At 62.7% G+C, this 14,304-nt stretch carries 10 protein-coding genes and 1 tRNA gene; 8 read left to right on the top strand and 3 right to left on the bottom strand.

Annotated features, from left to right (window positions below; all coding sequences use genetic code 11):
• Positions 1 to 35: 35 nt before the first annotated feature.
• Positions 36 to 2,090 (bottom strand): TonB-dependent receptor domain-containing protein, encoded by a 2,055-nt coding sequence (locus ACOZJV_RS25210; RefSeq protein ID WP_421548752.1) that lies wholly within the window; start codon positions 2,088 to 2,090, stop codon positions 36 to 38.
• A gap of 233 nt (positions 2,091 to 2,323) precedes the next feature.
• On the bottom strand, positions 2,324 to 3,541 hold the full coding sequence (locus tag ACOZJV_RS25215) for an MFS transporter (protein ID WP_078472450.1): 1,218 nt from the start codon (positions 3,539 to 3,541) through the stop codon (positions 2,324 to 2,326).
• Positions 3,542 to 5,249: 1,708 nt separating this feature from the next.
• Between ACOZJV_RS25215 and ACOZJV_RS25220 the strand changes: the two genes are divergently transcribed.
• A complete protein-coding gene (locus tag ACOZJV_RS25220) occupies positions 5,250 to 5,930 on the top strand; it encodes a methyl-accepting chemotaxis protein (RefSeq protein ID WP_421548806.1) in 681 nt (226 codons plus the stop codon).
• Positions 5,931 to 6,020: 90 nt separating this feature from the next.
• Here ACOZJV_RS25220 and ACOZJV_RS25225 read toward each other — a convergent pair whose 3' ends face one another.
• A complete protein-coding gene (locus ACOZJV_RS25225) occupies positions 6,021 to 6,929 on the bottom strand; it encodes a LysR substrate-binding domain-containing protein (RefSeq protein WP_078472452.1) in 909 nt (302 codons plus the stop codon).
• A gap of 248 nt (positions 6,930 to 7,177) precedes the next feature.
• Here ACOZJV_RS25225 and ACOZJV_RS25230 point away from each other — a divergent pair, with 248 nt between their 5' ends.
• From ACOZJV_RS25230 to ACOZJV_RS25260, 7 genes are all read left to right on the top strand, one after another.
• Positions 7,178 to 8,296: an ABC transporter ATP-binding protein gene (locus tag ACOZJV_RS25230; RefSeq protein ID WP_421548753.1), complete on the top strand. Its 1,119-nt coding sequence runs from the start codon at positions 7,178 to 7,180 to the stop codon at positions 8,294 to 8,296.
• A gap of 15 nt (positions 8,297 to 8,311) precedes the next feature.
• Positions 8,312 to 9,232 carry an ABC transporter permease gene (locus ACOZJV_RS25235; RefSeq protein ID WP_078472454.1) on the top strand — a complete coding sequence of 307 codons (921 nt, stop codon included), beginning with the start codon at positions 8,312 to 8,314 and terminating at the stop codon, positions 9,230 to 9,232.
• Entirely contained in the window at positions 9,229 to 10,038 is an 810-nt protein-coding gene (locus ACOZJV_RS25240; RefSeq protein ID WP_078472455.1) for an ABC transporter permease, read from the top strand. The genes ACOZJV_RS25235 and ACOZJV_RS25240 overlap by 4 nt, the downstream gene beginning before the upstream one ends.
• A 27-nt stretch (positions 10,039 to 10,065) precedes the next feature.
• Positions 10,066 to 11,112, top strand: coding sequence for an extracellular solute-binding protein (locus ACOZJV_RS25245; protein ID WP_421548754.1), 1,047 nt, complete (start codon positions 10,066 to 10,068; stop codon positions 11,110 to 11,112).
• Between the two features lie 61 nt (positions 11,113 to 11,173).
• Positions 11,174 to 12,631: an amidase gene (locus tag ACOZJV_RS25250; RefSeq protein WP_421548755.1), complete on the top strand. Its 1,458-nt coding sequence runs from the start codon at positions 11,174 to 11,176 to the stop codon at positions 12,629 to 12,631.
• Positions 12,632 to 12,716: 85 nt separating this feature from the next.
• Positions 12,717 to 12,793, top strand: a tRNA-Met gene (locus ACOZJV_RS25255).
• 170 nt (positions 12,794 to 12,963) lie between these two features.
• The gene (locus ACOZJV_RS25260) at positions 12,964 to 14,205 is read left to right on the top strand and encodes a tyrosine-type recombinase/integrase (RefSeq protein ID WP_421548756.1); all 1,242 of its coding nucleotides are present in this window, start codon (positions 12,964 to 12,966) and stop codon (positions 14,203 to 14,205) included.
• Positions 14,206 to 14,304 lie beyond the last annotated feature (99 nt).

Genomic DNA, 14,304 nt, shown 5'->3' on the forward strand with positions numbered 1-14,304 from the left:
GCCCGTGTCATGCCATCGCGGCATGCACTGCGGCCTCAGAAGTAAGTCGTAGCCCCCGCAAAAAACGCCCGTCCGGGCACATAGAAATTCGTCGCCCCATCCCGTGGATCTTCATCCAGCAGGTTTTGCACCCCGGCATTCAGGCTCAACCACTTGGTCAGCGCCAGGTTCGCCGTCAGGTCGTAGGTGGTGTACGACTGGGTGAAATCATCACCAATCCCCCGCTGCTTGCCGACATGCTGCGCCGACAGTTCGGTGTTGAGCTGATCATTGACCTGCCAGTTGATGGCGCTGAACAGCGACAGCTTGGGTGAGCTGATCAAGTCTTCACCGGTGGACAGGTTTCGGCTCTCCAGCATGTAGGTGGCGTTGGTGCGCCAGTCCACGGAGTCACCCAATGGCACCCGCGTCGTGCCTTCCCAGCCACGGGTACGCGCCTTGTCGACGTTTTCCAGCATGGTCCACCAGCGTCCCTGGTACTCGCCCAGTGCGGCGTACTCGATCTTGTCGGTGAAGTCGGTGTGGAAGTAGGTCAAGCCGGCTTCCCAGCCACCGTGATCGAAGGACACACCGACTTCCTTGTTGGTGCTGGTCTCCGGCGTCAGGTTCGGGTTGCCAGCCATCCAGCAACTGCCGGAGCCGTACCCCAGGACCACCAGGGAGCCACAGCCACGGCCCCCGGACTCCGTCGCCGCGCCCGCACTGCCCTCTTTCAGGCTGGGCGCGCGAAAGCCCTTGGAGATACCGCCCCGCACGGTCCAGTCGGGGTGCGGGTGATAGACCAGATAGGCCCGTGGGCTGTTGTGGTTACCGTATTCGTCGCTGTGGTCGAAGCGGTTGCCCAAGGTCAGGGACAGGTTGTCGAGCAGGAACAGTTCATCCTCGATAAACGCCGCCGAGTAGTCGGCCTTCAAGCTGGAGCCGTTGACTGGATTGCCCTGGTAGTCAACCGGCACGGTGCCGAGGGTGTTGCTGTTGGTCAGTTCTTCGCGCTTCCATTGACCGCCCAGGGTCAGGCTCTGATTGACCAGCCACTCAAACGGCAGATTGAGGCTGCCCTCAACGATTTTTTCTTCGGAGTTGGCTTTACCCCACTCGATGTCGTTCTTGAATTTGTTCAAGTAGGCATCCAGTTTCGTGCTGCCGAAACTCCAGTCACCGGTGTGGGACAGCACATAACTGTCGCGGATCAGGCGCCCGGCACCGAAGCCTTCGCCGATGGTTTCGCCGTAATCGCCGAAGGTCTTTTTCGATGACCATGAGCGCTCGACACCGTGCACCGCTTCCAGGGACAGGCTCTGCTCTTCGTTGATTTTCCAGTCGAGCAAGGCGTTCACGCTGTGGTCCTTGGAACCCCCGGCACCGTCGCCATACATGTAGTCGCCGGCGGCATCGCGCCGAGGCTCGACCTCGTCGGCAGCGCGGCGAGTCACGTTGGCCCCCAGGCGCAGGCCCAGAGAGTCGGTCAACGGGCCGGCCAGGTTGAGGCTGTTCTGGGTGGTCTGGCCGCGATCCGAATCCTTGGGCACGGTGATGTTGGTGCTGGCCGAGCCGCTCCAGGTCTTGGATACCTTGCGCGTGATGATATTGATCACCCCGCCCATGGCGTCTGAACCGTACAGCGAAGACATCGGCCCACGCACGATCTCGATGCGCTCGATCATGCTCGGCGCGATCCAGTTCAGGTCCTGGCGCGCCAGGTCGCGGCGGTAACTGGTGTCGGCCGAACTGCCGACGCGTTTGCCGTCCACCAGGATCAAGGTGTACTTGTCATCCAGGCCGCGCAGTTTGATCTTCGATTGCTCGCCCACCGGGCCGAAGCCGCCGGTCACGCCGGGGACGCGGCGCAGCAGGGTGTTGAGGTCGTACACCGGTTGGCGCTCGATCTCTTCGCGAGAAATCACACTGACACTGGCAGGGGCGTCCCGGATATCGGTCGCCGCGCCGGTGGCGGTCACAAATGAGGTGTCGAGTTCGGTAACCGCCGGGGAGCTGTTCTCGACAACCTCCTCGGCATGCAGCGTCGGAGCGGCCAGCATGACGCCGGCGGTGAGGAAAAGTGAGTTGAAAAGGCAGGGGGTAGGTCGCATTAAAAACGGTCCTTGTCGATTCAATGCACTGTTACGGTGCACTGAGGAAGGCGCGAGTGTAATGCAAATGAATATCATTTAGAAACAGAAAGAACCTGAAACCTTTCTCGTAGAGCGCTCGGCAACGCTTGCGTCCCGCACTGGCGGGCCGATTGCTGGATAGAGGGGGGAGTTGAGTTACCCGCGATCGATCAGCAACGCAACTGACGGATCGCGGGCAAGCCCGAGGTCGATCAGGCTTTTTTGCTACGCGGCAGGAAGATCGCCAAGATGCCGAACAGCGGCAGATACGCGCACAACCGGTACACATATTCGATGCCGTGCGCGTCTGCCACATAGCCCAGCAGCGCAGCGCCGATGCCACCGAAACCGAACATCAGGCCGAAGAACACCCCGGCGATCATGCCGACGTTGCCCGGCACCAGTTCCTGGGCGTAGACCACGATGGCCGAAAATGCCGAGGCCAGGATAAAGCCGATCACCACGCTGAGGACGCTGGTCCAGAACAGATCGACGTGGGGCAGGATCAAGGTGAACGGCGCCACCCCGAGGATCGAGAACCAGATCACCGCCTTGCGCCCGATCCTGTCGCCGATCGGCCCGCCGAAGAAGGTCCCCGCCGCTACTGCGCCGAGGAACAGGAACAGATGCAGCTGCGAACTGGCCACCGACAGGTCGAACTTCTCGATCAGGTAGAAGGTGAAATAACTGGTGAAGCTGGACATGTAGAAATACTTGGAGAACACCAGCAGCCCCAGCACCACCAGCGCGCTCAGCACCCGGGCTTTGGACAAGCCGTGGGTAGCCGCCTGGCCTTGCTTGAGTTTGAACAGCCGCAGGTGGTTGGCGTACCAGCGGCTGATGGCATACAGCACCACCAGGGCAAACACCGCAAACAGGCCGAACCAGGCCACATTGCCCTGGCCATAGGGAATGATGATGGCCGCCGCCAGTAATGGGCCGAAGGCGGTGCCGGCATTGCCACCGACCTGGAAGGTCGACTGTGCCAGGCCAAAGCGCCCGCCCGAAGCCAGCCGCGCCACGCGCGATGCTTCCGGGTGAAAGGTCGAAGAGCCAATGCCGATCAGCGCCGACGCCAGCAGAATCAACGGGAAGCTGCCGACCTGGGACATCATCAGGATGCCGATCAGGGTGCAGATCATGCCCATCGGCAGCAAGTAGGGTTTGGGATGACGGTCGGTGTAGTAACCGACCCAGGGTTGCAGCAACGACGCCGTCAACTGGAAGGCCAAGGTGATCAGGCCAACCTGGGTAAAGGTCAGGCCGTAGCTTTGCTTGAGCATCGGGTAGATCGACGGCAGCACGGCCTGAATCAGGTCGTTGATCAGGTGCGCCAGCGCTACCGCGCCGATGATGCGCATGACCAGGGGACTGCTTTGCGCCGACGCGGGGGCCGAAGTCGCGGCGGACTGAACGTTGCTGATAGCCATGAGAGTTTCCGTACAGCGAATGGATGCACATTTGCAGGTGCGCCAATGTGCCATTTTTAGGTGCAGCAACGCCATCCCCTTAGCTTGCTAAGTACCTATCCTGACCATCTGCCACTGATAGCGTAACGCCATGGTCTGAATCTTGCTCCGGGATTGCTTCCAACCCGCCGCCCTTACAAAGGGGACGGAAAATGGGAAGTATCGCCACAGCGCCGGCCTGATAACGGCTGCACTGGCGAGCTTTTCGAGGCCTTTTACGAGGGCACGGGTCACGGGCCACACCGCCCTGACCGCACGCCAATGGTGCGTAGTGCCCGGGGGAGTTGTCGGGATGCATCTTTTTCTTTCACCAGGCATTCGGCTGCTCGGGCGTTTCGGTTTCGCCCGCAAATTCCAGCTGCTGTTTCTGCTGTTTATCCTGCCGCTGCTGGTCAGCCTGTGGATGATTGGCCAGGACTACCGCGACAAGCTCAGCCTGATCGCCGGCGAGCGCACCGGGGTGCATCAGCTGCTGGCCCTCAACAACCTGGACAACCTGCTGGCCGCGCAACGCGACCGCGCCGCCCGCTGGCGCGCCACCGAAACCAATCGTCAACCGACCCCGGCAACCCTGGCCGCCATGGCCGCCTTTGATGGCGTGCAACCGGCGCTGGACCAGGCCATGGTCGAACTCGGCGCCGCCCTGCAGACCGCCGGTGCCGCGGGCGACACCCTGGCCCGTTTCCAGGCCTTGCAAGCCGCGCTCAATGGCCTGGACTCCAAGAGTCTGAGCAGCGTTGGTTGGTGGCCGGACGGCTACGATCGCTTCACCGCCGCCTTGAGTGCGCTGCAGGCGCTGCGCGAGCAGATCGTCATGGACAATCGCCTGACCCTCGCCCCCTGGCTGGAAACCTACCTGCTGACGCAGATCTCCACCCAGCATGCGCCGGACCTGATCGAACGGGTCGGGCGCCTGGCCAGCGTCGGCCAGGCGTCGGTGGTTTCCGGGCAGTTCACCCTGCAAAGCCGCCTGCAATTGCGCGACCTGCGCAGCCGTATCGGCGATGCCCGCGACCAGTTGGTGAAGACCGCCGGCCTGCTCGAAGCGCGCCTGCCCAGCGAACTGCAGGCCTGGGCCGGGCACTATCACGACAGCCTCAAGCAGCTCGACGCCGGGCTCAAGGTGCTGGACGACGGGGTGTTCGGCGGCAGCATCAACCTCAAGCCGGAAGATTTTGAACGCAGCCTGGACGGCCTGCTGGGCAATCTGGCGAGCCTGCGTCAGGACTCGCTGAATTCCCTGGACCAACGCCTGGAACACTATCAGGGCGCAGCGGTGCGCCAGTTCATCCTGGTGGCGACGGTGCTCGGTGCGCTGCTGCTGGCGGCGCTGTATCTGTTTATCTGCCTGCAGGCCTCGATCCGCCGCAGCGCCAGCGGCATCACCCAACTGGCCGAGGCCCTGCGTGACGGCAACCTGTGCCTGCAAGTGCCGGTGCATGGGCGCGACGAACTGGCCGCCATCAGTACCGCGCTGAACGTGGCGGTGGTGCAGTTACGCAGCAGCCTGCAGGGCGTGGACCATGAAACCCTGCAACTGAGCAATGCCGTGCGCAGCCTTAACGATCACTCAAGCGGGGCCCTGGGCGAGGTCGAAGCGCAACAGCAGCAGATCAGCCAGATCGCCACCGCCGCGACCCAGTTGGCCGCCACGTCCCAGGGTGTGGCCATGAGTTGCGAGCAGGCCTCCGGCAGCGCCCAGCACACCCAGCGCATTGCCGCCGACAGCAGTCGTGACAGCCAGCGCACTACCGCGAGCATCCAGCAGCTCAATCAACGGCTCAATGAAACCGCCGCGGCCCTGGGCCGGGTCAGCGAGCAAGGGCAACAGATCCAGCTGGTGGTGGACACCATTCGCGGCGTCGCCGAACAGACCAATCTGCTGGCCCTGAATGCCGCCATCGAAGCCGCCCGGGCCGGGGAGCAGGGCCGTGGGTTTGCGGTGGTCGCCGATGAAGTACGCAGTCTGTCGCAACGCACCCAGTCGTCGACCGCGCAGATTGCCGGCACCGTCGACAGCCTGCGCAGCACCGTCAATGAAGCGGTGAGCCTGATGCAAGCTGCCTGCGGCCAGGCCCAGAGCGATGCGCACGCGGTCACCGGCCTGGGCGAACGACTGGAGGAAATTGCCCAGGCCGTGCAAAGCGTCACCGACACCCTGGCGCACATCGCCACCGCCGTGGAGGAACAGGCCTGCACCGCCGATGAAGTCAGCAGCAATATCCAGCAGGTGGATCAGGCCGCCGTACGCCTGCTGGAAGGCGCCCGCGCCGTCAACCTCGCCGCCGACACCCTGAGCCAGGGTAGCCGCGCGTTGAGTGCCAATACCGGGCGCTTTCAACTGACATAAGCCCGTAGCCGCTGCCGAGCCTGCGCTGGCCCGATAGGACACCGTGCAGTGCCAGGTAAATTACGGCGCTCTGAGGGCCTGAAGCAGCGGCTACGCCTGCGTTATCCGCGCCTCGGGAAAATCCGCCTCCAGCTCGGTTTTCAACCACTGGGTGAACCACGCCACGTCCGCCGACCATTGCCCATTGGGCGTCAGCACGCGGTAGCTCTCCAACTGCACCTGGTCTTCCAGCGCCCGCACCAGGGTCCCGGCCTTGAGCTCTTCGCGCACCAGCACTTCATTGGCCAGGGCGATGCCCTGCCCGCTTTCCGCCACGGACAAGGCATGGTCGTTGTTGACGTAGAGCACGTCGGAGCCGATGTGGATGTCCAGGCCATTGGCGGCGAACCACATGTTCCACCACTCACCGTCATCGAAGTGAATCAGGTTGTGCTTGAGCAAATCGGTGGGGCTGCTGATCGGCTCGATGCTGGCCAGGTAACCCGGGGTGCAGATCGGGAACACCCGAGGGCGAATCAGGCTCGCCCGTGATTGGGGGTACTGCCCGTCCAGGCCGTAGGCGATCCCCAGGTCACAGTGCTTGGCATCGACCTCGGTAAAGGTCGAATTAGGCTCGATGGCGAACTTTAATCCCGGTCGCACATGACGCAACGCTTCCAGCCTCGGAGTCAGCCAGCGCTTGGCGAACCCCGGCACCACCATGATCCGCAGCCAGCGCTCGCGATCCCCTGGCTGCAACTCCTGGCCGGCTTCGATGATCAGTTGCAGCGCCTGGGCAACCTTGCGGTGATAGGTCTCCCCGGCGGCGGTCAGGATCACCCCGCGCGAGGTGCGTTCAAACAGCTGCACCCCCAGCCATTCCTCCAGCAGCTTCACATGGCGGCCGATGGCAGGCTGGGTCACGTGCAGGGCTTTGGACGCCTCGACATAGCTGCCAAGGCGCGCTGCCGCATCGAAGGCACGCACCGCATTCATCGGTGGCAAACGCTGTTCAACCATGGCCGGGCACGCCCTCTGCTATTAAATTATTTAACAGCTGCTATGTTAAAATTGAAGTTTCGCCCCCGCAACCCCTCACTGATAATCGGCGCAACAGCAGAATAAAAAAAACACCTAAAGAGCCCGAAAAGCGGCTCGCAAAAGACCTGAAACACATCTCGATCCTGCCCAGAAAAATAAAATCCATGGCCTGACGCCACCGCCCTTTTCCGGGCGTTCGCAGGCGATGGGGGAATCGGAGGTTACGCATGAATGCTGTGCATTCGCTGCAAACGCTGGCTGTGTCTATCCGCTCGGTGCGCAAAGTCTACGGTGATCCGCACAGCGGCCCGGTGGCCTTGAAAAACATCGACCTGGACATTCGCGACAACGAGTTCTTCACCCTCCTCGGCCCTTCCGGCTGCGGTAAAACCACCCTCCTGCGGATGATTGCCGGGTTCGAGTTTCCGACCCAGGGCGAGATCCTGCTCTATGGCGAAAACATCGCCGACCGCCCGCCGTTCAAGCGCCCGGTCAACACTGTGTTCCAGCACTACGCCCTGTTCCCGCACATGAGCATCGCCGAGAACCTGGCCTTCGGCCTTGAGTCGCAGCCCATGGGCAAGGTCTTGAGCAAGGCGCAGATCGCCGAGCGGGTTCGCGAAATGCTGGCCCTGGTGCAGATGGAACGCTTCGCCGGGCGCCGTCCCAACCAGCTCTCCGGCGGCCAGCAGCAACGAGTGGCCCTGGCCCGGGCGCTGGCGCCGCATCCCAAAGTCCTGCTGCTGGACGAACCCCTGTCGGCACTCGACCTCAAGCTACGCCAGGCCATGCGCGAAGAGCTCAAGGCGATCCAGGCCAAGACCGGCATCACCTTTATCTTCGTCACCCATGATCAGGAAGAAGCCCTGACCATGTCCGACCGCATTGCCGTGCTGTCGGAAGGCGAAGTGCAGCAAGTGGGCCGTCCGCAAGACATCTACGAACAACCGCGCAACCGGTTTGTCGCCGACTTTATCGGCGAAACCAACTTTATCCAAGGCACCGTGACCCGGGTCGAGGCCGGCCTGGCCTGGTTCGCCGGCCCCGCCGGGCATCCGCTGCCGGCCCAGCCCTGCAGCGAGGTCCAGGTCGGCGCCACGGTCGCCCTGTCGGTACGCCCGGAACGCCTGCACCTGGTGCCGGCCGGCAGCCAGGGCACACTGCCGTGCCGCATCGAGGCGCAGATCTACCTCGGCACCGACCTGCAATACCAGGTCAGCCTCAGCGACGGGTCGCGCCTCACCGTGCGCACCCCCAACAGCGTCGACCACAGCCAGCGTTTTGCCGTAGGCAGTGACGCCGGCCTGCACTTCGACCGCGGCAGCGCCAGCGTCCTGCTGGATTGAGCACGAGGGTTCGCCATGCACGCTTCACCGATCACTCACAACCTGGAACGTCGCCGGGCCTTGCACAGTTTTCTCGGGGTCAGCCCGGCGCTGCTCGCCATCGGTCTGTTTCTGCTGGTGCCGATCCTGATCGTCATCGGTTACTCGCTGATGGAGGCCAACCCCTACGGTGGGGTCAACAAGGTCCTGAGCAGCGATGCCTACACTTCGCTGCTGTTCGAGCGGCAACTGGACGACAGCCTGGCCTTCACCGATTCCTACCTGGTCATCGCCCTGCGCTCGATCGGCATTGCCGGGCTGACTACCCTGATCACCCTGCTGATCGGTTTCCCGGTGGCCGTATGGCTGGCCATGCAGCCGGTGCAGCGGCGCGGGCTGCTGATCTTCCTGATCACGGTGCCGTTCTGGGCCAACCTGCTGATCCGCACCTACGCCTGGATCCTGCTGCTGCGTAACACCGGGGTCATCAACAACAGCCTGCTCGGCCTGGGCCTGATCGACCAGCCGCTGCAACTGCTCTACACCGACGGCGCGGTGCTGCTGGGCCTGGTCTACACCTACGCCCCGTTCGTGGTGCTGCCGATCTACGCCACCCTGGAAAAAATGGACACGCGCCTGCTGGAGGCTGCCCAGGACCTGTATGCCGGGCGCCTGCGCACCTTGCGCAAGGTGGTGCTGCCGATTGCCAGGCCGGGAATTATCGCCGGTGCAATCCTGACCTTCGTGCCCTGCCTGGGGGCGATGATTGCTCCGGAGCTGTTGGGCGGCGGTACGCGGATGATGCTTGGCAACCTGATCTTCCGTCAGTTCAGCGACGCCCGTAACTGGCCGTTCGGTGCCGCGTTGTCGCTGGTGCTGATGGCGGCGGTGATGCTGGTCCTGACCCTGTATGCCCTGCGCGCTCAGCGCCAGCGCGTTGCCCGGGAGGGTGCATGATGCTGCGTCTATTCAAGCGAAACGGCCTGGGCGTGCAGGACTTCCCCGGCTTTGGCGGCTTCAGTTTCCTGTTCTACCTGTACCTCTACGCGCCGATCGTGGTGCTGGTGGTGTTCTCCTTCAACGCCAACCAGTCGGCCACGGTATGGAGCGGTTTCAGCCTCGACTGGTACCGCGCCGCCTTCGCCAACCAGGCCTTGCGCCAGGCAGCGGGCAACAGCCTGTTGATCGCCGTCTGCGCCAGCAGCATCGCAACCGCGATTGCCACCCTCGCGGCGCTGGGTACCTCGCGCGGCGCCAGGTTCAAGGGCCTGCAACTGTCCATGGGCGCCATCATGCTGCCGTTGGTGCTGCCGGAAATCGTGGTCGGCGTCGCCACCCTGGCGCTGTTTTCCACCATCGGCCTGTCCCTGGGCTACGGCAACCTGATCATCGCCCATACGGTGTTCTGCATCCCGTTCGCCTACCTGCCGATCCGCGCCCGGCTCAATGACATGGACCTGTCTCTGGAGCAGGCCGCTGCCGACCTCTATGCCGGCCCCTGGCGCACCTTTCGCAAGGTCACCCTGCCGCTGCTGATGCCGGGGATTTTCTCCGGACTGATGCTGGCCTTCATCGTCTCGCTGGATAACTTCGTGATCTCGATGATGGTCTCCCAGGCCGGCACCACCACCCTGCCGATCTTTATCTTCGGCCTGTTACGCATGGGGGTGACCCCCGACGTCAACGCCGTTTCGACCCTGATCCTCGGCGTCTCGGTGCTGTTCGTCAGCCTCTCTTATCTGCTGGGCAAAAAGAAAACCTGAACCTTCCAAGCACTGTGGGGAAATAGCATGAGCAAGTTGATTGCAGGCCTCGGCGCCTCGTTGTTACTGACACTGCCACTGACCATGGTCGGCAGCGTTCAGGCTGCGGAGAAACTCAACGTGGTGAGTTGGAGCGGCTACTTTTCGCCGGAGATCCTCGCCAAGTTTCAGAAACAGAGCGGCATTGAAGTCACGGTGGATTCCTACGATTCCAACGAGACGCTGCTGGCCAAACTCAAGCAAGGCGGCACCGGCTACGACGTGGCGATTCCCTCGCACCAGTTCGTGCCGATCCTGATCAAGGAGCAGTTGCTGGAGCGCTTCGACCCGATCAAGCAGCCCTACTACGCCAGCGTGGTCGACAACCTGCAACGGCCGACCTGGGACCCGGACGGCGCCTACTCGATGCCGTTTATCTGGGGCACCACCAGCGTGGTGCTCGACAGCCAGCGCTACGCGGGCCCGGCCGACAGCTACAAGGTGCTGTATGAGCCGCCGGCCGAGTTGCAGGGGCGGATCAACATGTTCGATTCGGTCAGCGATGTGATCGACATGGCCAGCCTGTACCTGAACATTCCGCTGTGCAGCGAAGACCCCAAGCAGTTGCAACAGGTGCTGGCCCTGCTCAAGGCGCAGAAGCCCTTCGTCAAGACTTACAGCTCCAAGGCCGGCTCCATCCGCGAGAACCTGGCCGCCGGCGAAATCGACATGTCGATGTTCTGGGGCGGCTCGTCGATGCGCGCCCGGGAGATGAAACCGAGCCTGAAGTACCTGTACCCGAAAGAAGGCGTGCTGGCCTGGGTCGACAACATGGTCATCCCCAAGGGCAGCAAGAACCCGGCGAACGCCAGGGCCTTTATCGCCTTCCTCAGCCAGCCTGAGAACGCGGCCATGACCCAGAACTTCCTCAAGCACCAGAGCCCGATCAAGGGCGTCGAACCCTTCCTCGACGCGGGCCTGAAGGATGCCCCCGAGCTGCATATTCCCGAGGGCACCAAGGTGGTGTTCAGCCAGACCTGCGGCGAAGGCGCCATTCGCCTGGCCGACCGCCTGTGGACCAACCTGATGCGTTGACCCCCGACCGCCCCGCTGCGGCGGGGCGCTTTCTTCAAGTCGTCTACAAGGCAGCATCACCATGACTTCAAACCCCATCAGCGAACTGGTCCTGCTGCAGGCCCACGAACTCGCCGAACGCATCCGCCTGCGCCAGGTTTCCTGTCGCGAAGTGATGCAGACCTACCTGGCCCATATCGAGCGCTTCAACCCGGCGGTGAATGCGCTGATCAGCCTGCAACCGCCCCAGGCGCTGCTGGCCCAGGCTGACCTGCGCGACGCAGAGCTGGCGCGCGGCGAATACCACGGCTGGATGCACGGCCTGCCCCACGCGATCAAGGACCTGTCGCTGACCCACGGTATTCGCACCACCCTGGGCTCACCGCTGTATGAAGATTTTGTGCCGCAGCGCGACGGCATCATGGTCGAGCGGATCAAGGCAGCCGGGGCGATCATCATCGGCAAGAGCAACACCCCGGAATTCGGCCTCGGCTCACAAAGCTACAACCCGCTGTTCGGCGCCACCGGTTGCGCCTACGACCCGAGCAAGACGGCCGGCGGCAGCAGCGGTGGTGCCGCCGCCGCACTGGCCATGCACCTGGTGCCGGTGGCCGACGGCAGCGACATGATGGGCTCGTTGCGCAACCCGGCGGCGTTCAACAATGTTTTCGGCTTTCGCCCGTCCCAAGGCCGGGTGCCGTTCGATGACAGCAGCGATCTGTTTTTCGACCAGCTCGGCTATGAAGGCCCCATGGCCCGCAGCGTGCGTGACGCCGCCCTGCTGCTGTCGGTACAGGCCGGCTTTGATGCCCGGGCGCCGCTGTCCATCGCCGAATCCGGAGCCGCGTTTGCCGAGCCCCTGGAGCGCGACCTGCGGGGCACGCGCCTGGGCTGGCTCGGTGACTTCAACGGCTACCTGCCGATGGAACCAGGCATCCTCGAACTGTGCCAAGCCACCTTCGCCGACTTCGAGGCCCTGGGCTGCAGCGTCGAGGCGGCCCAGGTCGACTTCGCCCCGGAGCAGCTGTGGGACAGCTGGCGCACCCTGCGCCACTGGCTGGTGGCAGGCTCCCTGGGCGCGGCCTACGCCGATCCGCTGAAACGCGCCCAGCTCAAACCCGAAGCCTGCTGGGAGGTGGAAAACGGCCTCAGCCTCAGCGCCAGTCAGGTGTACGCCGCTTCGGTCAGCCGCAGCCACTGGTACCGCGCCATCAGCCAACTGTTCGAGCGCTTCGACTTTCTGCTGCTGCCCAGCGCCCAGGTGTTCCCGTTCGACAAAACCATCCCCTGGCCACGCAGCATCCAGGGCGTGGCCATGGACACCTATCATCGCTGGATGGAAGTGGTCATCCCCGGCACCCTGAGCGGCTGCCCGGTAGCCAATGTGCAGGCCGGCTTCAATGCCGACGGGCTGCCCATGGGCCTGCAAATCATCGGCCGGCACCAGGCCGACTTCGCCGTGCTGCAACTGGCACACGCCTACGAACAGGCCAGCCGCTGGTTCCAGCGCTGCCCTTCGCCACTGCTGAGTCGGGGGTAATTGGATAAACGGTTGATAGCGTAGATAAATTTCTTACAAAAAGGCTTGACGCAATGTCGTTCTCCGCGAATAATGCGCGCCACTTGGCTACATAGCTCAGTTGGTTAGAGCATAGCATTCATAATGCTGGGGTCCGGGGTTCAAGTCCCTGTGTAGCCACCAAGTACCGGTTTACAGATGTCTACATGAGCCTCTAAACCACCTCAAGAAGCCCGCCTCGTGCGGGCTTTCTTGTTTCTGGCTATCTCTCCTTGTATCCCCCTATACCTTCCCTCCGTGTATCCCCCTGTGTATCCTCGACAAATAATTGAACCGAGGGGATACAAGCCCAAATGAAGCGATCCGAGATAAAACGCCGCCCCCTTTCCGATACCGCATTGGCCGGCCTGGAGCCTGATGCCAACGAGTATCGCGAGCTGGACGGGAGCGGCCTTTATTTCCGCGTGAAGCCTGATGGCCAAAAGTCCTGGCAGCTTCGCTACAAGAAGCCCGACGGCAAATGGTCATGGCTTGGGCTTGGCGGTTACCCCGAGGTGAGCGGATCAGTCGCCAGGCAGAAAGCTGCCGAATTGCGCACCGATGCCGCCGACGGCAAAAACCCGATCGTTACCAAGCAAGCCCGCAAGAAAGCAGTGAGGGATATCGCCGGCGAGACATTCGAGCCACTGGCGAGAGAGTGGTACGCCTCACGTCTCACCAACTGGGATGCGGGTACCGCCAAGCGAATCATCGGCGCCCTGGAGCGTCACGTCTTCCCGGTGTTCGGTAAACGCCCCTATGCCGACATCACACCGCTTGAGTGGATGGAGTTTCTGCGCGGCATGGAACAACAGGGAATTCTTGAGCAAATGAGCCGGGTGCGCTCGTACTGCCGAGACGCCTACGACTTGGCCAGGGTAACTGGCCGGGCCACCCATAACCCGCTTGAAGGGCTGCAAAAATATCTCCAGTCCGGCAAGGCCGAGAACTACGCCCACGTCTCACCCGATGAACTTCCCGGCCTGATCCGCGCCATTGCTGCCTATCCGCACGCCCACGATGTGCGCCTAGGTCTGCGCCTGCTGAGCCTGTTCGCGGTGCGCCCTAGCGAGCTGCGCGAGGCCCAGTGGTCGGAGTTCGATTTCACCAAAAAGCTCTGGACGATCCCAGTCGAGCGCAAAGGCCGCAAAAAGGGACTTGAGCACCTGGTGCCGCTTTCGTCTCAGGCGATCGAGGCGCTAGAGGAACTGCGCCAGTACACCGGCAGCTATCCCCTTCTGTTCCCTGGCCGCAGCGACCACACCAAACCACGCAGTGATACCGTGTTTCTCATGGCGCTACGTCGTATGGGATATGAGGGCCGGCAAACCGGGCACGGCTTCCGGCATATCGCCTCGACGGTGCTCAACGAGAACGGCTTCGACGAAAATCACGTCGAGGCCCAGCTATCACACAAAAAGCCTGGTGTTGCCGGCGTCTACAACAAGGCTCAGTACCTGCCGCAACGCACAAAGATGATGCAGTGGTACGCGAACTACCTCGACGGCCTTGCCGGTGGTGTTGTCATCCAAGGCGACTTCGGCAAGCGCGCTTAAGGTGGCGCTTCCTTTGTTCACGTAGACAGCTATAGACTGAATGCCATTACTGTTTGTATAAACAGTTCCTTCTTTTCACGCGTAAAACATACCTAAGCC

The organism is Pseudomonas sp. QD4, from assembly GCF_049199125.1.
GTDB lineage: Bacteria > Pseudomonadota > Gammaproteobacteria > Pseudomonadales > Pseudomonadaceae > Aquipseudomonas.

Bases quoted from the DNA above. Each gene is read 5' to 3' on its own strand.
- ACOZJV_RS25210 (WP_421548752.1), bottom strand. From the start codon at position 2,090: ATGCGACCTACCCCCTGCCTTTTCAACTCACTTTTCCTCACCGCCGGC.
- ACOZJV_RS25215 (WP_078472450.1), bottom strand. From the start codon at position 3,541: ATGGCTATCAGCAACGTTCAGTCCGCCGCGACTTCGGCCCCCGCGTCG.
- ACOZJV_RS25220 (WP_421548806.1), top strand. From the start codon at position 5,250: ATGAGTTGCGAGCAGGCCTCCGGCAGCGCCCAGCACACCCAGCGCATT.
- ACOZJV_RS25225 (WP_078472452.1), bottom strand. From the start codon at position 6,929: ATGGTTGAACAGCGTTTGCCACCGATGAATGCGGTGCGTGCCTTCGAT.
- ACOZJV_RS25230 (WP_421548753.1), top strand. From the start codon at position 7,178: ATGAATGCTGTGCATTCGCTGCAAACGCTGGCTGTGTCTATCCGCTCG.
- ACOZJV_RS25235 (WP_078472454.1), top strand. From the start codon at position 8,312: ATGCACGCTTCACCGATCACTCACAACCTGGAACGTCGCCGGGCCTTG.
- ACOZJV_RS25240 (WP_078472455.1), top strand. From the start codon at position 9,229: ATGATGCTGCGTCTATTCAAGCGAAACGGCCTGGGCGTGCAGGACTTC.
- ACOZJV_RS25245 (WP_421548754.1), top strand. From the start codon at position 10,066: ATGAGCAAGTTGATTGCAGGCCTCGGCGCCTCGTTGTTACTGACACTG.
- ACOZJV_RS25250 (WP_421548755.1), top strand. From the start codon at position 11,174: ATGACTTCAAACCCCATCAGCGAACTGGTCCTGCTGCAGGCCCACGAA.
- ACOZJV_RS25260 (WP_421548756.1), top strand. From the start codon at position 12,964: ATGAAGCGATCCGAGATAAAACGCCGCCCCCTTTCCGATACCGCATTG.